Below are 26,853 nucleotides of genomic sequence, written 5' to 3' on the forward strand. Positions count from 1 at the left end.
TTCGGTCGGAGGGACCGTCCGGTCAGGCGGCGATGGGCGCGACCCCGGGATGCGTCGCGAGGTAGTGGCGGGTGAACGTGCAGATGGGACGCACTTTCGCACCCGTGTCGACGACATACTGCAGCGCGCCGGTGGTGAGTCGCGACGCCAGGCCGTGGCCGGTGAACTCGTCGTAGAGAACGGTGTGCAACACCGTCATCACGCGCTGACCGTCGACCTGCTCGACCTGATAGCCGAGCACGCCGACGAGGTCGCCCGCGACGTACAGCTCGAACCGCTCGCGGTCGGCGTTGTGCACGACCTCGGAGATCTGGTGCAGGATCGATTGCGCCGACTGCGGCGGCTTCTTCTTACGACGGACCTGCATCTGCGACCTTCTCTCGAATGTGACAGCCATCACAGTACCTGGGCGCCTACCTACGGTGGCGTAGTTTTCCGAAGTTTCCGGCACTCGTAACCACATCGAGTCGGCGGCGTTGGGGCCGATCACAGCGCCGCAACGATCGCGTACGGTTGGGCCAGAACACCGAACACACAACCGAAAACACACGGGGGCTCTCGCGAACCGAGGGCTGAGATGGCGGCAGGCGGCCGCCGACCGACCGAACCTGTCCGGGTAATGCCGGCGTAGGGAGATGAACTCGATGCACGATTCTGCCGCCATCACCACCGGTCCCATCCGGGGTAGCTCCAAGCACCTGCACGACGTCGACGGCATGGCCGTGCCGTTCCGTCGGGTGCACCTGTCCACCGGCGACCACCTCGACCTCTACGACACGTCGGGTCCGTATACCGACACGGGCGCATCCATCGACCTCGACCGGGGACTGCCGAAGACCCGCGACGACTGGGATCGACCCGACCCGATCGACGGCGCTGCCACCCAATTGGCCTGGGCACGTGCCGGTCTCGTAACACCGGAGATGCGGTTCATCGCCGCGCGCGAGGGTGTCGACGTCGAGCTGGTGCGTTCGGAGGTCGCCCGGGGGCGGGCGGTGATCCCCGCCAACCACCGGCATCCCGAGTCCGAGCCCATGATCATCGGCAAGGCGTTCGCGGTGAAGGTCAACGCCAACATCGGCAACTCGGCGGTCACGTCGTCGGTCGCTGAGGAGGTCGAGAAGATGGTGTGGGCCACCCGCTGGGGTGCCGACACCATCATGGATCTGTCCACCGGCGACGACATCCACCTCACCCGCGAGTGGATCATGCGCAATTCGCCGGTCCCCGTCGGCACCGTCCCGATCTATCAGGCACTCGAGAAGTGCAAGGGCGATGCGACCAAGCTGACGTGGGAGATGTACCGCGACACGGTGATCGAGCAGGCCGAGCAGGGCGTCGACTACATGACCGTGCACGCCGGCGTACTGCTGCGATATGTGCCGCTCACCGCCAAGCGCGTCACCGGCATCGTCTCGCGCGGCGGCTCGATCATGGCCGCATGGTGCCTCGCCCACCACACCGAGTCGTTCCTCTACACGCACTTCTCCGAGCTGTGCGAGATCTTCGCGCGCTACGACATCACCTTCTCCCTCGGTGACGGGCTCCGCCCGGGTTCGATCGCCGACGCCAACGATGAGGCGCAGTTCGCCGAACTGCGCACCCTCGGTGAACTCACGGCCATCGCGAAATCCCATGGCGTGCAGGTGATGATCGAGGGCCCGGGCCACGTCCCGATGCACAAGATCGTCGAGAACGTGCGGCTGGAGGAGGAACTCTGCGACGAGGCGCCCTTCTACACACTCGGCCCGCTGGCCACCGACATCGCGCCCGCGTACGACCACATCACCTCGGCCATCGGCGCGGCGATGATCGCCCAGGCCGGCACCGCGATGCTCTGTTACGTCACGCCGAAGGAACATCTCGGGCTGCCCGATCGCGACGACGTGAAGACCGGCGTCATCACCTACAAGATCGCCGCCCACGCCGCCGATCTCGCCAAGGAGCACCCGCGGGCACAGGAGCGCGATGACGCGCTGTCGACGGCGCGGTTCGAGTTCCGGTGGAACGACCAGTTCAACCTGTCCCTCGACCCCGACACCGCCGTCGCCTTCCACGACGAGACGCTGCCCGCAGAGCCGGCCAAGACGGCGCATTTCTGCTCCATGTGCGGACCGAAGTTCTGTTCGATGCGGATCTCGGCCGACGTCCGGCAGTACGCGGCCGACAACAACCTGGAGAGCCAGGCCGACATCGACGCGATGCTCGCGGCGAAGATGGAGGAGAAGTCACGGGAGTTCGTCGCCGCGGGCAAGCAGGTCTATCTCGACATCTCCCCGGCCACCAGCACGTCGCAGGGATGATGGATCGATGAACCTTCTGCCGTCGGCGCCACTGGGCGCGACACCGGTCCGCGCGATGACGATCGCGGGCACCGATTCCGGTGGCGGCGCCGGGGTGGCCGCCGACCTGCGGACCTTCGCCCTCGCCGGGGTACACGGGTGCGTCGCGGTCACCGCGGTCACCGTGCAGAACTCGCTCGGCGTGAGCGCGGTGCAGACCATCCCGGCCGACGTGGTGGCCGGACAGATCCGTGCCGTCGTCACCGACATCGGGGTACAGGCGATGAAGACCGGAATGCTCGCCAACGGCGACATCATCGACGCGATCGTCGACGTGGCCGCCGAGGTGGGACTGGGTCGTGGTCGGGCCATCCCGCTGGTCGTCGACCCGGTGTGCGCGTCGATGCACGGTCACCAACTACTCGCCCCCGAGGCGATGGACACCCTGCGTGAGCGGCTCATCCCGATCGCGACCGTGGTGACCCCGAACCTCGACGAAGTGCGACTGATCACCGGGATCGACGTGGTCGACGGCGACACCCAGCGACAGGCGGCCGTGGTCCTGCACGAGATGGGGGCGCAGTGGGCGATGGTGAAGGGCGGCCACCTGCGCAGCAGCCCGCGGAGCGCCGATGTGCTCTACGACGGCAACGAGTTCCTCGAGTTCGAGCATGTCCGCATCGACACCCCGCACGATCACGGCGCCGGCGACACCCTCGCCTCGGCGATGTGTTCGGCTCTCGCGCACGGGATGTCGGTGCCCGACGCCGCCACCTTCGCCAAGGCCTGGGTCAGCGAGTCGATCCGCTGGTCGTATCCCCTCGGAAGCGGCCACGGACCGGTCAACCCGCTGTGGCGGGTCGCCGGTCCGTAGTCGAGCGGGCGGTTCAGGCGTCGCGACGATTCGTCAGGACGATGCCGACGACGAACAGTCCGATCGCCCAGACCGCGAAGTAGATCAGGGAGCCGTAGTCGTTCCACGGGTAGTCGATGCTGCCGCCACCGTTGACCTCGGACCCGCCGGCGAGGAACCGGCTCGCGTTGTTGAACGGGAGGTACGGGGCGACGACCTTCACCTTCGGGATGCTCGACAGGATCAACTCCAGTGCGAGCGGCCAGATGAGGACGATGACGATGGCGCCCGCACTCTGCCGGACGATCGCGCCGACACCGAGTCCGATCAGCACGCACAGCACCATGTAGACCGGCACGCCCCAGTACTGGCGTACCGCGTCGCTGCCCAGCAGGTCGACCTGACTCGACCGGTCGCCTGCGAGTGCCTTGCCCAGCGGGACGGCGACGAACGCGAGGACCAGGGTCACCACGAACGACACACCGCCGTAGACCACGGCCTTGGCGTACATGACGCTCGACCGCGCCGGGATGGCCTGGAACGTGGTGCGGATGGTGCCGAAACGGTACTCGCTGGTCACCGCGAGAACGGCCATGATCATGAGGACCAGCACACCGAACTGGGTGACGCCGATGAGATAGCCGGGGGCCCCGAGGAGCGGCTCGGATGCGCTGAGCGACGAGTCGGCGAACCCGACCAGGACCGCGATGAGGATGCCGAGGACCACCACGATCCCGACACACCAGTACGGCGACTTCGTGCTCAGGAGCTTGATGCGCTCTGCGTTGATGGCGTTGGTGATCACTGCTGTCCCCCCTGCTTGTTCGGACCGCGGTTGGTGGAACCGCTGTACTGCACGGAGTTGGCCGTCAACGCCATGAACACCTCTTCGAGCGATGCGGTGCTGCCCGAGAGTTCGTGCAGCACGATGGAGTTGGCCGCGGCGATCTCGCCGATCTGGTCGGTCGTGACGTCGGGGACGGTCATCGCCGACGAGCCGTCGGCGGCCGGCGCGGGCGCGAGTCCCTGGGCCACGAGGGCGGTATGCAGCTGCGGGAGCTGCGGGCTGCGGACGGTGACGATGCGCTGGGCCTGACTGGTGAACTCCTTCACCGAGCAGTCGGCCATCAGTCGTCCCTGGCCGATCACCACGAGATGATCTGCGGTGAGGGACATCTCGGTCAACAGGTGGCTCGAGACCAGCACGGTACGACCCTGCTGGGCCAGCGCGCGCATGAACTTGCGGATCCAGACGATGCCCTCGGGGTCGAGGCCGTTGACCGGCTCGTCGAACAGCAGGACGCCGGGATCGCCGAGCAGTGCGCCGGCGAGTCCGAGCCGCTGGGACATGCCGAGGGAGAAGCCGCCGGCCTTCTTGCCCGCTACAGCGGTGAGTCCGACGTCTTCCAGCACCTGGTCGACCCGGCTGATCGGCACGCCGCTGGCCGCGGCCATCCATCGCAGGTGCGACCGAGCCGAACGGTTGGGGTGCACCCACTTCGCGTCGAGCAATGCTCCGACCTGACGCAGCGGGTCGGTGAGCTCGCGGTACGGGCGGCCGTTGATGGTCGCGGTACCCGAGGTCGGGTTGTCGAGTCCGAGCATCATCCGCATGGTGGTCGACTTGCCCGCGCCGTTGGGGCCCAGGAAGCCGGTGACCATGCCGGGTTTCACCTCGAACGTGAGGTCGTCGACCGCACGGGTGGCCCCGTAGGTCTTGGTCAGTCCTTGAACGTTGATCACGCAGGGGACTATGCCAGTCGGACGACCGCGGCGGATCGGTCGATGGATTGACAAAACGACGGCGCCCCCGTGTCCGAAGGTCGGACATCCACTCCGCCCGAAGGGCATCGCGGGTCGCGTAATGTCGCTTTTGCGTTCGGTGCGTTCAGGTGGTCGGAAGTGGAGGCGACAGGGTGTCAACCGCGGTTCCCCCACAGGTCATCCGTGACCCCGAGCCGTGGACCGTCCCCGAACTCGAGTCGATGGCCGTGCGCCTCATCGGATACGTCCCCGCGACCGAGTTCGGCGTCGTCATCAGCGGCACCGACGGCTCGTTCGTCGCCGGCACCCCGATCGCGGCGGAGATCCTGGGACTCACGGTCGAGCAGTTGTTGGGGCGGACCGTCGTCGATCAGCGCTGGTCGGCCATCACCGCAGACGGCGACCCGGTCGCCGGTGACGAACTACCCGCCAACACCACCCTGCGCACCGGGCGACCACAGATCGGTGTCCTCCTCGGCGTGCAACGCGGCAGCGACGCGGCGGGGGAACACACCTGGCTGCGCGTCGACACCCATCTGCTCCCGCATGACGAGCCGCGACCGGCCGGAGCGGTCCTGTCGTGTTTTCGCATGGTCGACGGTCCGCGAGCCGCCGAGCTGCGGCTGGCCCAGTCCGAACGCACCTTCCGGATGATCACCGAGAGGTCCCACGAGGTCGTCGGGATCCACGGACTCGACGGCACGTGGCTGTGGGCGTCACCCGCAGCCGGACGTGTGTTCGGGCGCGCACCGCGAGAACTGCTCGGCAGCAACGTCTTCGACCTGATCCACGCCGACGATCTGGAGGCGGCCAACACGGCGTTGGCGGCGCTGCTCGGGAGCTCCCCGCCCGTGACGGTGACCCTCAGGATGCTGCGGGCCGACGGACGGGTCCTGTGGACCGAGGTCATCGGACAGCTGATCCGGGACCGACGCGGGCGACCGCACCAACTGCAGTCGTCGTTTCGCGAGGTCACCGCACGCATCGAGGCCGAGCAGGCCCGCGACGCCGCCGAGAGGGCCCGCGACGCGGCGATCGAGGTGTTCCACACCGTGATGGCGTCGTCACCGATCGGGATGGCACTGCGGGAGGTCGACGGTCGCGTGCGACGGACCAACGCCGCACTGCAGGACATGCTCGGCGTGACCGATGCGGACATGGTCGGCACCACCCTTGTCGACCTCGTCCACGTCGACGACCGCGATGACGTGGCATCGGCGATCGCGTCCGGCACGCACGACCATGGCGATACCGCCTACGAGGCACGGTTGCGCCGGGCCGACGGCTCGACGGTGTGGGTCGACTCGCGGTCGGTGGTGCTGCGGAACCACGACGGCACCCCGGCGGCGGTGCTCGAACAGTTGCACGACGTGACCGCGCGGAAGGCCGCCGAGGCCGAGCTGATCCGGCGTGCCAGCTCGGACGCACTCACCGACCTGCTCAACCGCGCACGGTTCGACGAACTGCTGGCCGAGGCGCTCATCGACGCGCGCGACGGCGGTCTCGCGGTGACCGTGCTGTTCTGCGACATCGACCGGTTCAAGGCGGTCAACGACACCCGCGGACACGTCGTCGGTGACCAGCTCCTCCGCGCGATCGGCGCGGCGCTGAGCGACATCGCCGGGCCCGGCGACATCGTGGCCCGGTACGGCGGCGATGAGTTCGCGATCCTCACGCGCGCCTCCAGCGAGGACGTCACCGGGATGGCCGAGCGGATTCGCGCGGTGGACACCGGCTCGGTGGCGCCGGTGTCGATCAGCGTCGGGGTGGCGTCCTCCCGCGACGCAGCTCCTGCGCAGCTCCTCCACGACGCCGACCGCGCGATGTACCGGTTCAAGCAGGCCCGCCGCGACGGATGAGGGCCTCAGGGACCCTCTCGACGGGGCGAGGAGGCCTGCGCCCAGAAACGACGGGGGATGCGTCCAGCACGGCGGGCGAGGAAGCCGCCGTGCACCGCCGCGGCCATGGCCTGCGCCATCATCGGCGGGTCGTCGGCGCGGTTGACCGCCGACGCCAACAGCACGCCGTCGCAGCCGAGCTCCATGGCGAGCGCGGCGTCGCTAGCCGTGCCGACCCCGGCGTCGAGGATGACCGGTGTTGTGGCCGACGCGACGATCATCTCGATGTTGTGCGGGTTGGCGATCCCCAGCCCCGTGCCGATCGGTGACCCCAGCGGCATCACCGCCGCGACGCCGATGTCGCGGAGTCGGGCGGCGACGATCGGGTCGTCATTGGTGTAGGCGAGGACGGTGAACCCGTCGTCGACGAGGGTTTCGGCGGCATCGAGCAGCTCGACGGGGTCGGGCAGCAGCGTGCGGTCGTCGCCGTGGATCTCGAGCTTCACCAGGTCGGTCTCGAGGGCCTCGCGTGCGAGTTGCGCGGTGAGCACCGCCTCGGCCGCGGTGCGGCATCCAGCGGTGTTGGGCAGCACCGCGATGCCGAGCCGCTGCAGCAGATCGATGACGCCCGGGCCGCCGCCTGCGTCGGCGCGACGCATCGCCACGGTGGTCAGCTCGGTGCCCGAGGCGACCAGGGAGCGTTCCAGCACATCGAGATTCGCGGCACCGCCGGTCCCCATGATGAGCCGCGACCGGTATTCGCGATCACCGATGAGCAGCGTGTCAGCCACCTTGCACCGCCGTGAGGATCTCGACGCGGGCGCCGTCGGGCAGCGGACGGTCCCATGCGGAGCGCGGATGCACCGTGTCGTCGAGCGCGACGGCCACCCCCCGGTCGGGCAGTCCGAGGGCGGCGAGGAGTTCGGTCGCGGTGATGCCTGCGGGCAGGTCGCGGTCGGCGCCGTTCACCCGGATCGACACGCGTTCGTTCTCGGTCATGCAAACCTCCGGGGGTCGAGTCGCGCCGTCCACGATGACGCCGGCGGTGCGCCGTCGAGCAGGTCGACCACGATCTCGGCCGTCAGCGGCGCGGTGAGGATGCCGTTGCGCCCGTGCCCTACCGCGACCACGGTGCGGTCGTCGTGCCGACCCACCATCGGCAACCCATCCCGGGTGGTGGGGCGCAGCCCGGAGCCGATCTCGACGACGCGGTACTCGGCGAGGCCCGGCATGAGCTCGGTGGCGTCGATCAGCAGATCACTCACCCCACCCACCCGCGGTGCGGTGTCGTCGCGGTCGCCGATCTCGTATTGGGTGGCCCCGACCACGACGCCGTCGCGACGCGGGACGACATAGACCGACCGGCCACGCCATCGGGCGCGCACCACGGCGTCCGGCGGTGGCGGCGCGGTCGGCGGGCGCGTCAACCGCAGGATCTCGCCCTTCTCGGCAATGACGGGTGCGTCCTCGATGACGTCGGGTGCCCACGATCCGGTGGCCACGACCACCTGGTCGGCGTCGAGATCGTCGATGCGACAGACCTTCTCGTCGGTCACGGTCACCCCTGCCGCCTGCGCACCACCGAGCACCGCCGTGAGGAGAGCACGATTGTCGACGGCACCCTCTCCGGTCACCAGGTACCCGCGCCGAACGCTCGAACCCAACATCGCTGCGGCCGAACGCATCCGACCCCGATCGACGGCCTCGGGGTGTACGTCGAAGGCGGCGAGGTGATCGACCACGGTACGCAGGTGGCCGGCGTCGGAGCTGTCGGCCGCGACCAGCAGGGTGTCGGCGGCGACCATGATCCCGGCCGTGTCGACGCCGCACGCGTGGAGGTCGGCCAGCAGTGCCGGCCATCGATCGCGCGCGGCGAGGGCGAATTCGAGCAGCGCATCCTCGCCGGGCCGACCCTCCCCGGCGCAGCCGAGCATCCCGCCCGCGACCGAGGTGCCTGCTCCTGCGGCGGCGGGGGCGTGCAGCGTTGTCCGCCAACCGTTCCGGGCCGCGCGCCAGGCGATCATCGAGCCGATGACACCGCCGCCGACGACGGCCAGACGTGCGCTCACGTGATCCACTCCCTTCCTTCGCCGGCATTACCCGGATCAGGTGCGACGGTCGGCGGCGGTGAGCCGCGATCTCAGCCCGATTCATCCCTCGGGCCCCCGTGTGTGTGCCCTCGACCCTACGCTGCGGATGCCGGGCCACTCGGTGGTGACCTCTAGGCTCGGGCGGGTGGACACCCGCGCCAGATTGGCCGACGCCCGGCTCTACCTCTGCACCGATGCCCGTCGTGAACGTGGCGACCTCGTGGGTTTCGTCGACGCCGCGCTCGCCGGCGGTGTCGACATCGTGCAGCTGCGCGACAAGGGCTCACCCGGGGAGAGAAAGTTCGGGACGCTCGAGGCGGCACAGGAGATCGACCTCCTCGGCGAACTGGCGACCGTGACCGAGCGGCACGGCGCGCTGCTGGCGGTCAACGACCGCGCCGACATCGCCGCCACCGCCCGGGCAGACGTGCTCCACCTCGGCCAAGACGACCTGTCGCCCGCCGCCGCGCGCGCCATCGTCGGGCAGGACACGATCATCGGCCGCTCCACCCACGACGCCGCGCAGGCCGCTGCCGCCGACACAGATCCCGACATCGACTACTTCTGCACCGGCCCCTGCTGGCCGACCCCGACCAAACCGGGCCGACCCGCCGCGGGCCTCGGACTCGTCGAGACGACCGCCGGGCGCGCGAACCGGCTGCCGTGGTTCGCGATCGGCGGCATCGACGAGACGCGCGTCGGCGAGGTCCGCGCGGCCGGGGCCCGTCGGATCGTGGTGGTCCGAGCCATCACCGCCGCCCCCGACCCCCGCGCCGCCGCGCAGCGTCTGCGGTCGCTGGTCACCGGCGACCGCTGACCGCGGGCGCGTTCGTACACAGCTCGCACCGATACTGCTCAGCACGTGGATGATCCACGCCGTCTACCTCATCGGTGATGGTTGCGTACGCATCGATCGCGGCAGATCTGTCTTGCCTCGACAGCGACGACTGATCTACCGTCTACGCATCATGACGCGCACTCTTCTCGTAGCTCGCCGCAGCGGGGTCTGATCCGACCGACCCCCCGCTGCGGGTCGGCGCGTGTGCGCATCTTCTCGGTCCTCCTTCTCGCGAGAGACCACCGTCATGTTCGCAACCACATCCATCACCTTCGAGCCGGCATCGAGTCGGTTACCCACCCTTCTGCCGCGTGCCCTGCGCGCATCGGCCGAGACTCTCGGCTGGCGTGATTTCTGTGCCGCTCACGCCGTCGCGGGCCCGCTTCGCCTCGGGACGTGGTCGGCCGTCGCCGCCCACGACGACCTCATCGACTTCCGCGCGACGATGGCCGTCGGTGACCGCATCTGCGCGATCGACGCCACCGCCGTCGGACCGCTCGGGGCGGCGACCGCGATGGTGCATTCGCTGGGTATCGCGATCGAGATCACCGGCCTGCGTCAGCAGACGGTCGACGGCGACACCGTCACCTTCGTCGAAGGCGACATCGAGGGCCGCCGCGCCTGGGGCATGGGCATCGCGCCCGACCCCGCGCTCGCAAGGGTCGCCGCCCTCATCGCCGCGGCCAACCGCCTGCTCTGACTGCCCGGTGGCGGTCAGCCCAGCCCGGGGAGGCCGGTGGTGATGTGGGTGCGCAGCGCGGGCCAGGCCTTGGCGAACGAGGGATGCAGTGGCAGTTCGTCGACCACGTGTTCGGCCACCCACCGCAGTTCCGACGACTCGACGTTGGCGACGGTCTCCAGCGGAGCGCTGACGTCGGCGATCACCGTGTGATAGGTCCAGCCGCTGGCGGCCTCGTGGGTGAGGACCTCGTCGCGGACGGTCAGATCGTCATGGGAGATGCCGGCCTCCTCGCCCGCCTCACGCACGGCGGTGTCGCGGGCCGACTCGTGCGAGTCGCGGGCGCCGCCCGGCAGTCCCCAGGTGCCGCCCTGGTGCGACCACAGCGCGCGGTGCTGCAGGAGGATGCCGACCGATCCGTCGTCGAGCGGTGCCCGCAGCAGGAGACCCGCCGCACCGTGCAGCCCCCAGTGCCGGGCGCCGTCGGACTCGAAGACCCAGCCGTCACCGTCGCCTCGCACGCCGAACCCCGTCTCTCTCGACTGCGGCGACCTGCAGGTCGCCGGAATGTCTCAACCGTACCGAGATGAGGTGACGGCGTCGGAGTTGCGGACATGGGCAGGCGCTGCGCGATTAGAGTCGGGCAGGTACATCTGCACCGTCCGCACGGAAGGGACCCACCAGTGACCGGCGACGCGGCGTCCCTGCGCTCCCGGCTGATCCGTGGGCCGTCGGAGTCCGTCGACTCCCGCCCCGATGGTTCGGGACCCGGCACGACCCGTCCCGGCAGACTGCTCCGGCCCCGACGAGGCCGTCGCACCGAACGCCGCGGTTCCCTGACCTCCCGCGGTGCGCGCGCCGAACGACGCGAACTGATGGCCCTGGCCCGCGACCAGGCCCGGTCACCGCTGGCCACCATCCGACAACTCCTGGGCACCAGCCCGGGAAAGCTCTTCCTCATCGCCGTGGTCCTGGTGATCGGCGCGATCGCGACCGGCTGGTATGCCTCGACCTCGCTCGACAACCGCACCGCGGCGCTGGCGCAGACCATCTCCGACACCGAGCCGATCGCCGAGTCGTCGCAGGTGCTCTACAGCGACCTCTCCATCGCCGACGCATCGGCCAACGCTGCCTTCATCTCCGGCGGACTCGAACCGGCGGCGCTGCGCAGCCGCTACTCGGCGGCGATCGCGACGGCGTCGCAGGCCCTGATCCAGGCCGCGAGCGGCACGGCCGAGGAGAACACCTCCGTCCGCGACGACCTCAACTCCCTCGCCGAGCAACTCCCCGTCTACACCGGGCTCGTCGAATCGGCACGCACCAACAACCGGTTGGGGAACCCGGTGGGATCGGCCTACCTCGGCGAGGCCTCGAACCTCATGCAGACCACGATCCTGCCTGCGGCGCAGCGGCTCTACACCGCGCGCTCGAAGTCGATCAGCGATCCGCAGAACCGTTTCACCGACCCGCCGTGGGGGGTCTATGCCGCGCTGGCGGTGCTGCTCGTCGCGCTGATCTCCGCCCACCAGTACCTGGCGCGGCGCACCCGACGCCGCCTCAACCTGGGGCTGCTGCTCGCGATCGGGTTCACCGTCGTCGCGGCGCTGTGGGTGCTCGTCGGCAGCCTGCTGTCGGTGTCGGCGACCAACAGCGCCGAGACGCGAGGGGCGGAACCACTGCGCGACCTCACCACCGCACGGATCCTCACCCAGCAGGCCCGTTCCGCGGAGACCCTGTCGTTGGTGCGTCGCGGCGACGAGGCGACGTTGCAGAACCAGTTCGTGAGCGCCAACGGACGCATCAGCGCCACCCTCAACTCCTATCTCGCCGACACCGACGACGATGACGACACCGACGCCCGCGAATCCGTGCAGCGGGCGCTGGCCGCGCTCTCGACATGGCAGACCGCGCACGCCGAGACCATCGAACGGTCCAACGCCGGCGATTTCGACGGCGCCACCGCGATGGCCGTCGGCGACACCGCGAACGGCGCCGCACAGGCCTACCTGACCCTCGACCGCGCACTGATCGACGGCATCACGCGTACCCGCACCGCCTTCCGCGACGACATCAACACCGCGCGCGTCGTCATCGGCTACGTGGGCAGCGGCGCCCTGGTGCTCGGCCTGCTCGCCGCAGCGACCTCGGCGCTCGGCATGACCCCGCGCATCCGGGAGTACCGATGACGGCCGGTCCCGCGGCGGCCGGCCGGCGGTTGCTCGCCGCGCTCGTCCTCGTCGTCGTCGCGCTCACCGCATCGGCGTGTCTGCGAGTGCCCGCCCCCGACGACCCTCCCCCCTCGGCGACGGCGACGACCCCGACACCCCCGGGGCTGACGACCGACGCGCCCCGCGAGGCGGTACCCGATCAGGCCTCCTGCGAGACCGGCAGTCTGCGCCCCGGACCGCTGCCGCCGGTCGGACGGATGCCGACCGGTTCGGCGATGGAGGGCATCTTCGCGCGCGGCCGACTCATCGTCGGTCTCGACGCGGGCTCGAACCTCTTCAGCTTCCGGGACCCGATCAGCGGTGACCTCGAGGGTTTCGACGTCGACATCGCCAAACAGATCGCGGCCGCGATCTTCGGTGATCCCAACCGCATCGAGTACCGGATCCTCTCGTCGAACGACCGGATCTCGGCGTTGCAGAACCGCGAGGTCGATCTCGTGGTGAAGACCCTCAGCATCACCTGCGACCGACTGCGGGAGATCGCCTTCTCGACGGTGTACTACGAGGCGTCGCAACGCATCCTGGCGCTGCGCGGATCCCCGATCAACGGTATCGACGACCTCGCGAACAAGCGGGTCTGCGCCGCGCGCGGCACCACCTCCATCGCCCGACTGCAGCAGCGGGTGCCCAGCGTGCGGGTGGCCTCGGTGTCGACGTGGGCCGACTGCCTCGTGGTGCTGCAACAGGGCGGAGTCGACGCGGTGTCGACCGACGACGCCATCCTGGCCGGCCTCGCCACACAGGATCCCTACGTCCACGTCGTCGGGGCGAGTCTCGGCGAGGAGCCCTACGGGATCGGGATCAACAAGGACCAGCCCGATCTCGTGCGGTTCGTCAACGGCGTGCTCGACCAGATCCGCGCCGACGGCACCTGGTACGAGATCTACACTCGATGGCTCTCCATCCTCGGGCCGCTGTACTACCCGCCTCAACCGCTCTACCGCGACTGATGCCGACCGGAGCCCACGACCTCAGGGAGGTGAACCACGATGGCCGACACCGACGCGCGCGAGGATGCCACGACCGCTGACACAGGCACCGACGACACCGAGGTCGCCACCCAGGCCGCTCAGCCAGAGGTCGCCACCCAGGCCGCGGAACTCGAGGTGGGTACGCAGGCGACGCAGGCCGCGGTTCCCGAGGTCGGCACCCAGGCCACCCAGGCCGCCACCCCGAACGCCATCGGCGGGTGGGGCGGCCCGGGCACCGACGCCACCACCGACGACGCCGGTACCCGCGTCCCACCGGCGTTGCAGGCCCTGACCAGTCGGGTCACGCGTAAACGCCGCCGCCTCGGCGCCGGGCTCGTCGAGGTCACCTGGGTGCGTGACATCGCGCCCGAGGACGCGGTGATGTCCGATCCGGTGATCCCCGAGGGAAAACGCGACTGCTGGCAGTGCGGCCGCCCGCTCGGGCGCGAGTCGGGACCGGGCGCCGGGCCACTCAACGGTGACTGCCCGCACTGCGGCTCCCACTACTCCTTCACCCCCGGACTGGCGCCGGGCACGATGGTCGCCGACCAGTACGAGATCACCGGCGCCATCGCCCACGGCGGCCTCGGGTGGATCTATCTCGCGTTCGACCGCAACGTGTCCGACCGCGCGGTCGTTCTCAAGGGCCTGTTGAACTCCAACGACGCCGAGGCCCAGGCCGTCGCCTTCGCCGAACGACAGTTCCTGGCGTCGGTGTCGCACCCGAACATCGTCAAGATCTTCAACTTCGTCGAACACCTCGACACCTCGGGGCGCACGTTCGGCTACATCGTGATGGAGTACGTCGGCGGTGCGACGCTCAAGAGCCTCACCACCGTCGACGGCGACTCCTCGCACCGCAAACACCTGCCCATCTCCCACGCCATCGCCTACCTGCTGGAGGTGATGGGCGCGTTGGGGTATCTGCACTCGATGGGCCTGGTGTTCAACGACGTCAAACCCGAGAACATCATGATCGGTGGCGACGAGGTCAAGATGATCGACCTCGGGGCGGTGTCGCCGATCAACGGGTACGGACACCTCTACGGCACACCGGGCTTCCAGGCCCCGGAGATCGTGAAGACCGGCCCGCAGATCGTCACCGACATCTACAGCATCGGTCGTACGCTCGCCGTGCTCACCCTGCCGATGCCGATGGAGAACGGCCGCTACGTCGACGGGCTGCCGTCGCCGGACGACGCGCAGGTCCTTGCCGACAACGAGTCGTTCCACCGTCTGCTGCAGCGGTCCACCGATCCCGATCCGGCACAACGTTTCGCGTCGACCGACGAGATGGCGACGCAGATGCTGTCGGTGCTCCGCGAGATCGTGGCGCGGTCGACCGGTGTGCCGCGACCGGCGCTGTCGACGGTGTTCACCCCGCAGCGCACCACCTTCGGTACCGATCTGCTGCTCGGCCCGGTCGACGGGTTCTTCGATCCCATCAACTCCGAGACCTTCCTCGATCCCGACGACATCGCCGCGGCGCTTCCCGTGCCCTTGGTCGACCAGACCGACCCCGCTGCAGGACTTCTCACCTCGGCGGCGCTGTCGGAACCCAATCAGACCCTCGACACGATCCGCAGCGCCAAGTCCGACGGATTGTCGTCGCTCATCGGCACCGATCCCGGCGACGACCACCCGTCCCTGGAGGTCGATCTCGCCGAGGCGCGCGCCTACATCGAACTCGGCGACGTCGACACCGCGTTGGGTCTGCTCGACATCACCTCGCGACACCACCAACACTCGTGGCGCATCGAGTGGTATCTCGGGTTGTGCGCGTTGATCAACGGCGAACCCGAGGTCGCCCACGAACGGTTCTCGACCGTCCTGGCCGCGATGCCCGGCGAGATCGCGCCGAAGCTGGCCGTCGCCGCCACGGCCGAACTCATCGGCCGGTGGTTGCGCAGCGAGTCGGACTCCGGATCGCGACGCGGCGGCACGCCCGCCGTCGACCCCGAACGTGCTGCGGCGATCGAACACTGGGACGAGGTGGCGTTGCGCGAGTACACCACGCTGTGGCAGACCGACCGCGGCATCGTCACCGCGGCGTTCGGCGTGGCGCGGATGCTGTTCACCGCCGGGGAGATCGAAGAGTCGGTGAAGGCACTCGACGACGTTCCCGCCACCAGCCGCCACTTCAACACCGCCTCGTGCACCACGGTGCTGGCCCTGGTCCACGGTCGTGACCCCGAGCAGGTCACCGGAGATCAACTGCGGGAGGCCGCCCGGCGATTGTCCGCGATGCCCGACACCGAGCCGCGCAAGCCACGCCTGTCGATCATGGTGTTGGGCACCGCGCTGGGCTGGGTGAACGCCCACCCCGACAAGGCATCACCGAACATCTCGCTGCTGGGTTTCCCGTTCACCGAGCACGGCCTGCGTGCCGGACTCGAACGCTCCCTGCGGCGCCTAGCCCGATCCACCGTCGACCGCAAACAGCGTTTCAACCTCGTCGATCTCGCGAACCTGATCCGCCCGCACACGCTGTTCTGACTACCAGCTCAGCCACGGCTCCTCGGGCACGACCGAGACACCCACGTCGTCGGCGGCGACGGTGACGCGTCCGAACAACGCCGACACGGCCTCGTCCGGCGACATACGCAGTCGTCCGTGGTGGCGTTCCGCGCGACGGAGGGCTCGCGTCGTGGCGACCCGGATGCCCGCGGCCGGGTCACCGCAATCCACATCGGCAACGCCCGCCGCACCGGGACCGAGTCGGTCGGTCAACGCATCGAGGGTGGTGTCGCCGAACACGACACGGCCGGTGATGTCGGCGACGAATCGGCACCGGTCGAGGACGTAGCGCTCGGGTTCGCCTCGGCGTACACGCGAATCCTGCAGCGCGAGAACGCTGTGCAAGTCCTCGCTGTCGTCGCCCACGAACCACATCGCGACATCGCCGCTGCGCACGATCGACGCGACCGTCCGATACAGAGACGCGGGGGTGTGACCCGCCGTCGACACCCGCACCACCACGTCGGGCACCTCGTACCGCAGACCGGCCGTCCGTGCGGCCGGCTCGGTGATCAGGGGGGCCAGGCTCAGCGCCTCACCGTTCTTCGCGTCGGTACGCCGCGCGGTGTCGCGGTCGGCCCAGTCGGGGCCGTCGTGCCACGCCACCGCCCGCGGTTCGTGGGCCAGTACGGCGCCGGCCATCATCATCCGGTTGGCCAGTTCCCAGTCCTCGCCGCCGTAGCGGGTGAACGACTCGTCGAATCCGCCGACCTCGGCGAACAGGGCTCGGCTGCAGGTCATCACGGCACTGATCACGTAGCGGTATCCGGTCCAGCCGGGGCGCAGCAGGTTCTCGGTCCATCCGTAGGCGTCGACGAGCCACTGCGGTTCGGTGAGCTCGGTCGGCGGGTCGGTGGAGAAGTCGGCGTGGCGGCGTCGCCCGACCACGAGGGCGTCGGGCGTCACCGACGGCAGACGAACGGCGTGGGCGAGGTAGTCGGGTTCGGGCACGGTGTCGGCGTCGAGGAAGCACAGCACCTCACCACTCGACGCGTGCGCACCGAGATTGCGTGCGGCGGCGGCTCGGAACCCGTTGTCGGACTGACGGACCACGGACACGTCGACGCTGTGGCCGCCGACGTCGGGGGCCCGGTTCGACCCGTCGTCGGCGACGATGACCTCGATCCGGTCGGTGCCGAGGGTCTGGACATCGAGGGCGGCCAGCACGCGGTGCAGCTGGTCGGGTTGTTCGTAGTAGGGGATGACGACGCTGACGGAGCGGGCGGGCACCGGCTCGTCGGCGACGAGATCCCACCGGTTGTCGCCGACGACCACGGTTCCGTCGGCACAGCGGAACACCGGCTTCGTCATCGGCGAACCCGCTCGAAGACGGCGCGGTGGGCGGCGGCGACCTCGGCCGGCGTCGGGTGTACCGGGGTGTCGGCGGAGATGTGGGTGGAGGCCGGATCGGCAAGCGCGGCAGCGATCGTCGCCGAGAGATCGACGTCGTCGTAGACGATCAGCGTTCCCGGGGAACGGGTTGCGATCTCCTCGGTGTAGCGGGTGCGCGGCACCAGCGGCGCGCGTCCCAGCGACCGCCACGTGTTCACCGACGCCGACGCAGACATGTGTCGATGATGCGCCACCGGGACGGTGACCGTCGACATGCGCCGGTACAACTCGGCGTCGTCGAGGAAACCCGTCACCTCCAGGGGTCGGCCCACCGTCCTCGCGTGTGCCCGCAGTTCGTCGACGAGATCGCCGTGGCCGGGGGACGGCGCGCCGAGCGCGACGAAGGCGACGCTCGGGTCGAGATCGTCCATGGCGCGCAGGGTCTCGATGTGTCCCTTCCCGGGATAGAGGAACCCGAGCACACCCACCGATTCGGTGTCGGACGGTCGCGTGGTGCCGGTCGGCTCGGCATCGAGCGCCTCGACCATCAGGGGGATCACCTCGGTGGGTGTCGCGATCCCGAGATGCTCGGAACAGAGCGCACTCTCGTGTCGGCTGGAGAGCACGATCGCGTCGAGGACGGCCGCCACCCGCCGGTAGCACTCGACGCGTCGTGCGAACCCGGTGCCGTCCGAGGGTTGCGGGAGATCGTGCAGGGTGCCGGTCACCCGTGCGCCACGCTCGTGCAGTGCGGCCACCAGATCGGTCGCGACGTCGGCGGCCGCGATCGCCGTCGAGCCGAACAGGCGGTCGGTGAACTGCAGGTGCACGACGTCGGGATCCGCTGAGACGCAGACGTTCTGCGCGGTCTGCGATTCGGCTCGCGGCGCGGTCACCAGCGTGTTGCGGGTCGGATCGGTGGCGGCGAGTGCGGCATGTACGGCCGCGCCGTAGCGGACCACGCCGTGTTCGGGCGGGCCGATGAGCAGATGCACCACCCCCGCTGTCATCACGGGGTCATCCCGAGGATCTCGAGCAGCTCCGCGTAGCGAGCGCGCGCCGCCTGCGCATAGACGGGGTGGTCGGCGTAGAAGGCGGCCTGTTCGGTGCGCACGAGTTCCTGTGCGACGGCGTGTCCGTCCACCGTCCACTCCGCACGCGGCGCTGCGTCGAGGCCCAGCGCGTCGATCACCCGTTGCTCGAGGGGTGAGCGGATACCGCCGAGGAGAGTGCGGCCCGGATCACCCGGGTTGCCGGGGTGGCCGGCCGCCGACAGCAGTCGGATGGCAATCGTCTCGAGGACGGGGTTTCCGGGGTGGTTGATCGTGTGTGCCGCCGCCGACCCGGACGATAGAAGCATGTCGGAGACGCCGACATCGCAGTCCCGCAGCTCACGGGCGGCCAGTTGCTCGATGCTCCACCGCGCGGCGGCACGAATCTGATCCGGGGTGAGCGCGACGTCGTCGTGACCGAACAGCGTGCGCAGATCGTGGTACGGCACGACCGGCGGCGACAACGACGGCGCCGCGGGATCACGCACGATCACCTGGAACGGGTACAGGCCGCCGTAACGGATCACGGGCCACCGGAGGCGGACCGCATCCGCAGGCAACCAGCGGGTGAGGTCGTCGGTACCGATGGGCAGATCGCGGTACCCCGAGCGCACCGGCTGGGACAGCACCACCTGCGTACGCGCCAGCAGAGCCTGGACGTGAGGAATGTCATCGCGCGTGAGTTCGTGCACAGGCGGGACGCGGCAGGTCACGTACCCACGATTAGCGACCGTGTCGAGCAGAACCCGCAGCGCCTCGGCCTGACAGTTGCCCCACACCACCCACAGGGGGCGTGGGTCCGCGACCCCCAGGGGCTGTGACAGGCCGTAGAAATCGCCGTAGTGGATCGTGCGCGGATCGGGCTGTGTCGTCACCGGGGTGGGGCCTGACGGGGGGAGGGGCTATGGTCGAAGAGCACTATTCTTCTCCCTCTCGAGCAGTCGGGCCGGGTGTTTCCCTCCCCCCTTTGTAACGTCTTCCGTGCTCGGAGAAAATGTGACCCTGTTCCCGTCGGTCTCGTCGTCCCCACCTGACCCCATCCGTGTCGCCTCGGTGCCCACGGCGCATCCCTATGTGGCACATCTGAATTCACCGTCTGGCCCCGGTGTGGGCACGTCTGTGCACCGGCTCCCCGACCCGCGCCCGGCCGACGCTGGGCCCGGTGACACGCGATGGTGGCCGCCGCGTCTCCTCGAACCACGATGGCTCGCCGAGCATGTCGATTCGTTCGACCTGCTGCACCTGCACTTCGGTTTCGACACGGCCACGCCCGAATCCCTTCGTGCGGTCCTCGACACCGCGCACGCGGCGGGTAAACCCGTGGTGTTCACGGTGCACGACCTGCACAATCCCCACTTCCGCGACGACACCGCGCACCGCGCGAATCTCGACGTCCTGATCCCCGGTGTCGACGAACTCATCACGCTCACCCGCGGTGCGGCCACCGAGATCGAGCGGCGCTGGGGACGACGCCCGACGGTCATCCCGCACCCGCACGTCGTGCCGCTCGATCGCATCGGCGCACACCGCGAACCCCATGACACCTTCGTGATCGGGCTGCACGCCAAGAGCTTTCGCGCCAACCTCGATCCCGGCGCGGTCGTCGACACCCTCGTGCGTGTGGTGACGAGCATGAACGACGACGGTGCCGATGTCACCCTGCGCATCGACATCGACGCTGGGGATCATCCCCGCGCCGACGCACTGCTCGCCGTCGCCGATCGCCCCGGTGTCGATCTACGCGTCCATCCACGTTTCAGCGACGACGATTTGTGGCACTACCTCTCGGTGATCGACGTGTCGGTGCTCCCGTACCGCTTCGGCACCCATTCGGGGTGGCTTGAGGCGTGTTTCGACGTCGGTACCGCGGTGATCATCGGCGACTGTGGTCGCCACGGTGATCAACGCCCGGTGACCCTCTTCGGCTTCGGTACCGACCGTTTCGACGCCCACGGCCTCGAACGGGCTGTGCGGTCGACATATCTGCTCCGCGAGCATCCGCCGACGGCGACCCGCTCGGGACGTGAGGCCGAACGCGACGCGATAGCCGCGGCGCACGACGCCGTCTACCGACGAGCACTGCAACAGATCCGCCACGACGTCACGGCGCGTGCGTCATGACCGGTGTCCTCACCCCGCTGCGCTCATCGGATCTCCCGGCCGGCGGACGTCCCACCGACAGGCCGCTGCGGATCGCGTTGCTCGGTTCGTCGAGCTACCCGATCTGCGAGCCCTTCGCGGGCGGCCTCGAGGCCCACATCCACCAGTGGGCCACGGCGCTCACCGCACTCGGCCACGAGGTGACCCTGTTCGCCGCCGACGGGTCGGCCACCGACATCGCCTCCGGCGTCCTGCGGGTGCGCACGCTGGATCTCTCCGAGATCTCGAAGTCGGATCCGACGACGCCGGAGCGCATGGTGAACGAGCACCACGCCTACCTGTCACTGATGCTCGAGCTCGCCGAGACCGGCAGCGAGACATACGATCTCGTGCACAATCACAGCCTGCACTACCTGCCCATCGCGATGTCGCGGATGCTCGACATCCCCATGCTGACGACGCTGCACACCCCGCCGTTCGCCTGGTTGGAGTCAGCGATCGCCGTCTCCCGCGGCATCACCACGTCGTTCGCGGCGGTCAGTCGGTACACCGCACGACAGTGGGAACCCGTGGCCGGTGAGGTCGATGTCGTGTTCAACGGCATCGCGACCGACCGGTGGCCCGTGGGACCCGGCGGTGACCACGCCGTGTGGTCGGGACGCCTGGTTCCCGAGAAGGGACCGCACCTCGCGATCGACGCCGCACGGGCCGCGGGCATGCCCATCCGCATCGCCGGCCCCGTGTGGGATGAGCGCTACTTCGCCCAGGAGATCACCCCGCGCCTGGGCCCCGGTGTCGAGTACGTCGGCCACCTGCACCGGCGTGACCTGGCCGATCTCGTCGGCCGGTCGGCCGTCGCACTGGTGACTCCGGTGTGGGACGAACCGTACGGCCTGGTCGTCGCCGAGGCGCTGTCGTGCGGCACCCCGGTCGCCGCGTTCGACCGGGGTGGGATCCCCGAGATCGTCGACATCTCGTCGGGACGGCTCGCCCGCCCCGACGACGTCGCGTCCCTCGCGGCGGCCCTCACCCAGGCCGCAGGGTTGTCGCGGGCCGACGCGCGGCTGCGGGCGGTGGACGTGTGCTCGGAGACACGGATGACCGACGAGTACCTGCGTATCTACGACCGAATGCTGACACGACGCCATGCTGAGCCGACGACCCGCGCGGTCGGCTGATCCAGGTGATCGGCTACTACGCACACCACCACGGCGTCGGGCACATGACCCGGTCGGCGTCGATCGCCGGTGCTCTCGACGAGCCGGTCACCGTGCTGTCGTCGCGGCGCCCTCCGCCCGATCACCCGGCCGTCGACTGGCTCGACCTGCCCCTCGACGTCCCCGCGGACCCACTCGGCGAGGTCGGGGACCCGACCGCGCGCGGCACGCTGCACTGGGCGCCGACCGGTGTCGCGGGACTCACCGACCGCATGGCGGCCGTGGCGGCCTGGATCGACCGGGTGCGACCGTCGGCGGTGGTGGTCGACGTGTCGGTCGAGATCGCGGTGTTCGTGCGCCTGATGGGCATCCCGGTGGTGATGATGGCCATGCCCGGCGACCGCACCGACGGCCCACACGATCTCGCCCACCGGATGGCCGATCGGATCGTCGCCCCCTGGTCACGGGACGTCTACGACCCCGCCCATCTCCATCCGTTCACCGACAAGACCCACCACGTGGGGTCGATCAGTCGCTTCGCCGACCGCATCCGCGTCCCCGCCGGGCCCCCTGCTGAGCCGACCGTCCTCGTCCTCGGTGGCGCCGGCGGCTCGGCGGTCGACGCCCACGCCGTCGACGCCGCGGCACGGGCGTGTCCCGACCACCGGTGGCGGTTCGCCGGCCCGGGATCGTGGGTCGACGACGTGTGGCCGCTGCTCACCGGCGCCTCGGTCGTGGTCACCCACGCCGGTCAGAACGCCGTCGCCGACGTCGCGTGCGCCGGGACACCGGCGATCGTCATCCCCTCCGAACGTCCCTTCGGCGAGCAGAACGCGACCGCAGACGCGTTGGACCACGCCGCGATCGCGGTGACCACCGACGACTGGCCCGCACCGGAGGCGTGGCCGCGTCTGCTCGCCGAGGCCTCTGCCATCGACCCCACCGGATGGAAGCGACTGCAGACCGATGGCGCGGCCGAGCGCGCCGCGGCGGTGGTGTCCGGACTGGTCGCCGAGGTGGCCCGGTGACGGCCGTCGCCGTGGTGACGGTGGTCTCCGGCCGGCACCGCCACCTGCGGGCGCAGCGCGCCGGGCTCGCCGCGTCGACGTGTCCGCCCCTCGTCCATGTGGTGGTCGCCATGGGTGACCCGACGGTCGCCGACGTCCTCGACGAGAGCCCGCTGCCGACCACTCTGGTCACGGTCGGCACCGACGATCACCGCCTGCCGCTGGCCACCGCGCGCAATCGCGGCGCCGCGGCGGCGGTCGACGCCGGCGCCGAGCTCGTCGTGTTCCTCGATGTCGACTGCATCCCGACGCCGGAGATGTTGACGCGATACGTCGCCGCCTCGGCCACGCACCCCGACACCCTCCTGTGCGGACCGGTCACCTACCTGCCCCCTCACGATTCCGCCTGGACCACACCCGAACTGGCGGCGGCCACCGATCCGCACCCGGCCCGCCCAAACCCACCCGACGGTGCGGTGGTCGCCGGTGCCGACCCCGACCTGTTCTGGTCCCTGTCGTTCGCGGTGACCCCGGCGACGTGGCGACGTGTCGGCGGCTTCTGCGAGGACTATCGCGGATACGGCGGCGAGGACACCGATTTCGCGGCTGTGGCCGCAGCGGCCGGTGTCGGGATCTCCTGGGTCGGCGGTGCGCACGCCCACCACCAACACCACCCGGTCTCGCGACCCCCGGTGGAGCATCTCGACGACATCGTCGTCAACGCCGCGGTCTTCCACCGACGCTGGGGGCGCTGGCCGATGACCGGCTGGCTCGACGACTTCGAACGCGCCGGCCTCATCAGCCGCAGCGACGAGCAGATCGTCGTCCGGAGCTGACGCTCAGATGCCTGCGACCACCGCGGCGGCCTTGCGGGCGATCGCCAACTCCTCGTTCGTGGGGACCACGAGCACCGCCACCTGCGAGTCGGCGGTGGAGATGCGTCGCGCCTGTCGCGACCGCACCACGTTGGCCTCGTCGTCGACGGCGATGCCGTACCGCTCGAGTCCGGCCAATGCGTCGCGCCGCACCGTCGGCGCGTTCTCCCCGACCCCGGCGGTGAACACGATGGCGTCGACCCGACCGAGGTCGACCATGTACGCGCCGATGTAGCGACGCAGTCGGTGGATGTAGACGTCGTAGGCCAGCTGCGCGGCCTCGTCACCGTCGCCGACCAGCGAGGTGATGGTGCGGAAGTCGTTCTCGCCGCACAGCCCCTTCAGCCCGGAGCCGGAGTTCAGCATGTGGTCGATGTCGTCGATGTCCATGTCCGACACCCGCCGCAGGTACATCACGATGGCGGGATCGATGTCGCCGCTGCGGGTTCCCATCACCAGACCCTCGAGCGGGGTGAGGCCCATCGAGGTGTCGATCGGCCGTCCACCCCGCACCGCCGAGGCCGAGGCCCCGTTGCCGAGGTGCAGGATGATCTGTTGGAGGTCGGCGGGATCAGCGCCCAGGAAGTCTGCGGCCGCGCCACTGACGTACTCGTGCGACGTGCCGTGGAACCCGTACCGACGGATGTGGTGCTCGGAGGCGACCTCCCGGTCGATCGCGTACGTGGCGGCCGCCGCGGGGAGGTCGTGGAAGAAGGCGGTGTCGAACACGCAGACCCCGGGCACGTCGGGCAGCAGGGCGCGGATCGCGGTGATACCCATGAGGTTCACCGGGTTGTGCAGGGGCGCCAGTCCCGACAGGGCATCGATGGTCTCGATCACCTCGTCGCCCACCAGGACAGGCTCGGAGAACTCCTGACCGCCGTGGACCACCCGGTGTCCGACCGCCTGCAACCCGCTCGACGCCAGATCGGTACCGGCCGCGGAGAACAACTCCAGCGCCTTCTCCAACGCCTCGTGGTGATCGGCGATGGCGCCGTCGAATCGCCGGGTCTCACCGTCCTGTTCGTGTTCGGCCCCCGCGGTGTCGGATCCGATCCGCTCCACCAGGCCCGAGGCGATGACCTCGCCCGAATCGGGATGCACGAGCTGGTATTTCAGTGACGACGAGCCGGAGTTGAGGACCAGGACGGCGCCTGCGGCGTCGCCCATCAGCTCTGCGCTTTCGAGCTCAGTGCCTGCGCCTGGATCGCGGTGATCGCGACGGTGTTGACGATGTCGGACACCAGCGCCCCGCGGGACAGGTCGTTGATCGGTTTGCGCAAGCCCTGCAGCACCGGGCCGATGGCGACGGCGTTCGCACTGCGCTGCACCGCCTTGTAGGTGTTGTTGCCGGTGTTGAGGTCCGGGAACACCAGCACCGTGGCCTGGCCGGCCACCTTCGAATCCGGCATCTTGCTCTGCGCCACCGAGGGTTCCACGGCCGCGTCGTACTGGATGGGCCCTTCCACCAGGAGGTCGGGCGCGCGGTCACGCACCAGTTCGGTTGCGGTGCGGACCTTGTCGACGTCAGCTCCCGACCCCGATTCGCCGGTCGAGTACGACAGCAGCGCGACACGGGTCTCGATGCCGAACTGCTCGGCGGTGGCGGCCGAGGAGATGGCGATGTCGGCGAGCTGCTCGGACGTCGGATCGGGCACGATGGCGCAGTCGCCGTAGGCGAGCACGCGGTCGGCGAGGCACATGAAGAACACGCTCGACACCGTCGACACGCCCTCGAGGGTCTTGATGATCTCGAATGCGGGTCGGATGGTGTGTGCGGTGGTGTGTTTCGCGCCCGACACCATGCCGTCGACGATGCCCTCGTGCACCATCATCGTGCCGAAGTACGAGACGTCGCGGACGACCTGCAACGCCCGGGCGGTGTCCATGCCCTTGTGTTTACGGAGCTCGGCGTACGAGTCGGCGAACCGGTCGAGCAGATCCGACGTGGTCGGGTCGATCACCTCGGCGGCGTCGAGATCGACCCCGAGTTCCTGTGCGCGTGACCGCACGTCGTCGACGTCTCCGAGCAGCGTGAGGTCGGCGACACCGCGCCGCAGCAGTCGGCCGGCCGCGCGCAGCACCCGGTCGTCGTCGCCCTCGGGGAGCACGATGCGTTTGCGGTCGGACTTCGCGCGGGAGATGAGCTGATACTCGAACATCTGGGGCGTCACCACCGTCGGCGCCGACAGCCGCAGCTTCTCCAGCAGCGACTCCGAGTCGACATGCTCCTCCATCAGGGTGAGCGCCGCATCGATCTTGCGCACCGACTCGACCCCGACCCGGCCACGGGCCAAGGCCGCGGTGCGCGCGGTCTCATAGGTGCCCTGCTGACAGGTGATGATCGGCAGCGCCGGCTTGAGTCCCTCCACCAGCGACGAGATCATCGGATGGGGGTGGATGCCGCCGTTCATGATGATGCCCGACAGTTTCGGGAAACCCTGTGCCGCATTGGCGGTCACGAGTGCGAGCAGCACGTCGGAGCGGTCGGCGGGGGTGATCACCGCGACACCGTCGGTGAGGCGTTCGAGGATGTGTTCGGCCGTCATGCCGCCCACCATCACGCTCATCGCCTCGCGGTCGAGGAGCTCGGGGTCACCGCTGTAGAGCTCGCCGTCGAGGGCGGCCATCAGTTCGTTCATCGTCGGCGCGACCAGAACCGGGTCCTCGGGCAGTGCCCACGCGGGGAGACCGGTGGTCTCCAAGGTCGTCTTCACCTCGGTGAGTTGATCGGGCGCACAGCGGTTCGCGATCAGGGCCGCGGCCTGTGCGTGGGCGCCGCGCACCTCGGCCAGGCAGAGTTCGGCGAGGGCAAGGACCTCGTCGGGCGTGCGGTCGGCGGCCTTGAGCGCCAACACCATCGGCGTGCCGAGGTTCGCGGCGATCCGCGCATTGAAACTCAGTTCCGAGGGGCTCGCGACGTCGGTGAAATCCGACCCGATGACGAGCACCGAATCGCACTGCTCCTCCACGGCGTGGAATCGGTCGACGATCTCGGCGAGCGTGGCCTCGGGATCGGAGTGCACCTGCTCATAGGTGACACCGATGCAGTCCTCGTAGGAGAGATCAGCCGAGTCGTGCTCCATCAGCAGGTCGAGGATGTAGTCGCGCTCGCCGGCCGCGGCCCGCGAGATGGGGCGGAACACCCCGACGCGACCGCCGGTGGCGGCCAGCAGGTGCAGCGTCCCGAGCGCGATCGTCGACTTGCCGGTGTCGCCCTCGGGCGACGCGATGTAGATGCTGCTCGAGGTCGGACTCCCTGCGGCCATG

24 protein-coding genes and 1 riboswitch are annotated in these 26,853 nt (G+C 69.5%); of the genes, 12 read left to right on the top strand and 12 right to left on the bottom strand.

The window, feature by feature from the left end; genetic code table 11:
• Nucleotides 1–22: 22 nt before the first annotated feature.
• Nucleotides 23–367: an N-acetyltransferase gene (locus ACLBW1_RS11230; protein WP_434216681.1), complete on the bottom strand. Its 345-nt coding sequence runs from the start codon at nucleotides 365–367 to the stop codon at nucleotides 23–25.
• Between the two features lie 277 nt (nucleotides 368–644).
• Here ACLBW1_RS11230 and thiC point away from each other — a divergent pair, with 277 nt between their 5' ends.
• Nucleotides 645–2,303, top strand: coding sequence for a phosphomethylpyrimidine synthase ThiC (gene thiC / locus ACLBW1_RS11235; protein ID WP_447811900.1), 1,659 nt, complete (start codon nucleotides 645–647; stop codon nucleotides 2,301–2,303).
• A gap of 7 nt (nucleotides 2,304–2,310) precedes the next feature.
• Complete coding sequence (thiD, locus tag ACLBW1_RS11240) at nucleotides 2,311–3,156, top strand: bifunctional hydroxymethylpyrimidine kinase/phosphomethylpyrimidine kinase (RefSeq protein ID WP_447811901.1); 846 nt, start codon at nucleotides 2,311–2,313, stop codon at nucleotides 3,154–3,156.
• 13 nt (nucleotides 3,157–3,169) lie between these two features.
• Here the strand turns inward: thiD and ACLBW1_RS11245 are convergent, their stop codons facing one another.
• The gene (locus ACLBW1_RS11245; RefSeq protein WP_447812167.1) at nucleotides 3,170–3,937 is read right to left on the bottom strand and encodes an ABC transporter permease; all 768 of its coding nucleotides are present in this window, start codon (nucleotides 3,935–3,937) and stop codon (nucleotides 3,170–3,172) included.
• Nucleotides 3,937–4,878, bottom strand: a complete 942-nt coding sequence (locus ACLBW1_RS11250) for an ABC transporter ATP-binding protein (protein WP_447811902.1) — start codon at nucleotides 4,876–4,878, stop codon at nucleotides 3,937–3,939. Before ACLBW1_RS11250 ends, ACLBW1_RS11245 begins: the two co-directional genes overlap by 1 nt.
• 173 nt (nucleotides 4,879–5,051) lie before the next feature.
• On the opposite strand from ACLBW1_RS11250, the gene ACLBW1_RS11255 reads away from it, so the two are divergent.
• Nucleotides 5,052–6,758, top strand: coding sequence for a PAS domain S-box protein (locus ACLBW1_RS11255; protein WP_447811903.1), 1,707 nt, complete (start codon nucleotides 5,052–5,054; stop codon nucleotides 6,756–6,758).
• A gap of 5 nt (nucleotides 6,759–6,763) precedes the next feature.
• Here ACLBW1_RS11255 and thiG read toward each other — a convergent pair whose 3' ends face one another.
• The 3 genes from thiG to thiO form a co-directional block, all read right to left on the bottom strand.
• A complete protein-coding gene (gene thiG / locus ACLBW1_RS11260; RefSeq protein ID WP_447811904.1) occupies nucleotides 6,764–7,528 on the bottom strand; it encodes a thiazole synthase in 765 nt (254 codons plus the stop codon).
• Nucleotides 7,521–7,736, bottom strand: a complete 216-nt coding sequence (thiS, locus tag ACLBW1_RS11265) for a sulfur carrier protein ThiS (RefSeq protein WP_447811905.1) — start codon at nucleotides 7,734–7,736, stop codon at nucleotides 7,521–7,523. Before thiS ends, thiG begins: the two co-directional genes overlap by 8 nt.
• Complete coding sequence (gene thiO, locus ACLBW1_RS11270) at nucleotides 7,733–8,806, bottom strand: glycine oxidase ThiO (RefSeq protein WP_447811906.1); 1,074 nt, start codon at nucleotides 8,804–8,806, stop codon at nucleotides 7,733–7,735. The genes thiS and thiO overlap by 4 nt, the downstream gene beginning before the upstream one ends.
• A riboswitch (TPP riboswitch) is annotated at nucleotides 8,803–8,916 on the bottom strand. (Overlaps the previous gene by 4 nt.)
• Before the next feature lie 17 nt (nucleotides 8,917–8,933).
• Between thiO and thiE the strand changes: the two genes are divergently transcribed.
• Both thiE and ACLBW1_RS11280 read left to right on the top strand, forming a co-directional pair.
• Entirely contained in the window at nucleotides 8,934–9,644 is a 711-nt protein-coding gene (gene thiE, locus ACLBW1_RS11275) for a thiamine phosphate synthase (RefSeq protein WP_447811907.1), read from the top strand.
• Nucleotides 9,645–9,912: 268 nt separating this feature from the next.
• Nucleotides 9,913–10,365, top strand: a complete 453-nt coding sequence (locus ACLBW1_RS11280; protein ID WP_447811908.1) for a hypothetical protein — start codon at nucleotides 9,913–9,915, stop codon at nucleotides 10,363–10,365.
• A gap of 14 nt (nucleotides 10,366–10,379) precedes the next feature.
• Here the strand turns inward: ACLBW1_RS11280 and ACLBW1_RS11285 are convergent, their stop codons facing one another.
• Entirely contained in the window at nucleotides 10,380–10,865 is a 486-nt protein-coding gene (locus ACLBW1_RS11285; protein ID WP_447811909.1) for an NUDIX hydrolase, read from the bottom strand.
• 162 nt (nucleotides 10,866–11,027) lie between these two features.
• On the opposite strand from ACLBW1_RS11285, the gene ACLBW1_RS11290 reads away from it, so the two are divergent.
• From ACLBW1_RS11290 to ACLBW1_RS11300, 3 genes are read left to right on the top strand one after another with little or no spacing between them, the layout of a single operon-like run.
• Nucleotides 11,028–12,530, top strand: a complete 1,503-nt coding sequence (locus ACLBW1_RS11290; protein ID WP_447811910.1) for a hypothetical protein — start codon at nucleotides 11,028–11,030, stop codon at nucleotides 12,528–12,530.
• Nucleotides 12,527–13,522 carry a glutamate ABC transporter substrate-binding protein gene (locus tag ACLBW1_RS11295; RefSeq protein ID WP_447811911.1) on the top strand — a complete coding sequence of 332 codons (996 nt, stop codon included), beginning with the start codon at nucleotides 12,527–12,529 and terminating at the stop codon, nucleotides 13,520–13,522. Before ACLBW1_RS11290 ends, ACLBW1_RS11295 begins: the two co-directional genes overlap by 4 nt.
• Nucleotides 13,523–13,561: 39 nt before the next feature.
• On the top strand, nucleotides 13,562–16,039 hold the full coding sequence (locus ACLBW1_RS11300) for a tetratricopeptide repeat protein (protein ID WP_447811912.1): 2,478 nt from the start codon (nucleotides 13,562–13,564) through the stop codon (nucleotides 16,037–16,039).
• Here ACLBW1_RS11300 and ACLBW1_RS11305 read toward each other — a convergent pair whose 3' ends face one another.
• The 3 genes from ACLBW1_RS11305 to ACLBW1_RS11315 are packed head-to-tail and all read right to left on the bottom strand — an operon-like array spanning nucleotide 16,040 to nucleotide 19,319.
• The gene (locus tag ACLBW1_RS11305; RefSeq protein ID WP_447811913.1) at nucleotides 16,040–17,371 is read right to left on the bottom strand and encodes a glycosyltransferase; all 1,332 of its coding nucleotides are present in this window, start codon (nucleotides 17,369–17,371) and stop codon (nucleotides 16,040–16,042) included.
• A complete protein-coding gene (locus ACLBW1_RS11310) occupies nucleotides 17,368–18,402 on the bottom strand; it encodes a hypothetical protein (RefSeq protein ID WP_447811914.1) in 1,035 nt (344 codons plus the stop codon). The genes ACLBW1_RS11305 and ACLBW1_RS11310 overlap by 4 nt, the downstream gene beginning before the upstream one ends.
• Complete coding sequence (locus ACLBW1_RS11315; RefSeq protein ID WP_447811915.1) at nucleotides 18,402–19,319, bottom strand: WcbI family polysaccharide biosynthesis putative acetyltransferase; 918 nt, start codon at nucleotides 19,317–19,319, stop codon at nucleotides 18,402–18,404. The genes ACLBW1_RS11310 and ACLBW1_RS11315 overlap by 1 nt, the downstream gene beginning before the upstream one ends.
• A 232-nt stretch (nucleotides 19,320–19,551) precedes the next feature.
• On the opposite strand from ACLBW1_RS11315, the gene ACLBW1_RS11320 reads away from it, so the two are divergent.
• From ACLBW1_RS11320 to ACLBW1_RS11335, 4 genes are read left to right on the top strand one after another with little or no spacing between them, the layout of a single operon-like run.
• A complete protein-coding gene (locus tag ACLBW1_RS11320) occupies nucleotides 19,552–20,565 on the top strand; it encodes a glycosyltransferase (protein ID WP_447811916.1) in 1,014 nt (337 codons plus the stop codon).
• Nucleotides 20,562–21,722 (top strand): glycosyltransferase, encoded by a 1,161-nt coding sequence (locus ACLBW1_RS11325; RefSeq protein WP_447811917.1) that lies wholly within the window; start codon nucleotides 20,562–20,564, stop codon nucleotides 21,720–21,722. The genes ACLBW1_RS11320 and ACLBW1_RS11325 overlap by 4 nt, the downstream gene beginning before the upstream one ends.
• Before the next feature lie 5 nt (nucleotides 21,723–21,727).
• Nucleotides 21,728–22,729 (top strand): glycosyltransferase, encoded by a 1,002-nt coding sequence (locus tag ACLBW1_RS11330; protein ID WP_447811918.1) that lies wholly within the window; start codon nucleotides 21,728–21,730, stop codon nucleotides 22,727–22,729.
• On the top strand, nucleotides 22,726–23,544 hold the full coding sequence (locus tag ACLBW1_RS11335; protein WP_447811919.1) for a glycosyltransferase family 2 protein: 819 nt from the start codon (nucleotides 22,726–22,728) through the stop codon (nucleotides 23,542–23,544). Before ACLBW1_RS11330 ends, ACLBW1_RS11335 begins: the two co-directional genes overlap by 4 nt.
• A gap of 3 nt (nucleotides 23,545–23,547) precedes the next feature.
• On the opposite strand, the gene ACLBW1_RS11340 is transcribed toward ACLBW1_RS11335, so the two are convergent.
• A complete protein-coding gene (locus tag ACLBW1_RS11340; protein WP_447811920.1) occupies nucleotides 23,548–24,753 on the bottom strand; it encodes an acetate kinase in 1,206 nt (401 codons plus the stop codon).
• Entirely contained in the window at nucleotides 24,753–26,852 is a 2,100-nt protein-coding gene (gene pta, locus ACLBW1_RS11345) for a phosphate acetyltransferase (protein WP_447811921.1), read from the bottom strand. The genes ACLBW1_RS11340 and pta overlap by 1 nt, the downstream gene beginning before the upstream one ends.
• Nucleotide 26,853 lies beyond the last annotated feature (1 nt).

The organism is Williamsia sp. M5A3_1d, assembly GCF_053345315.1.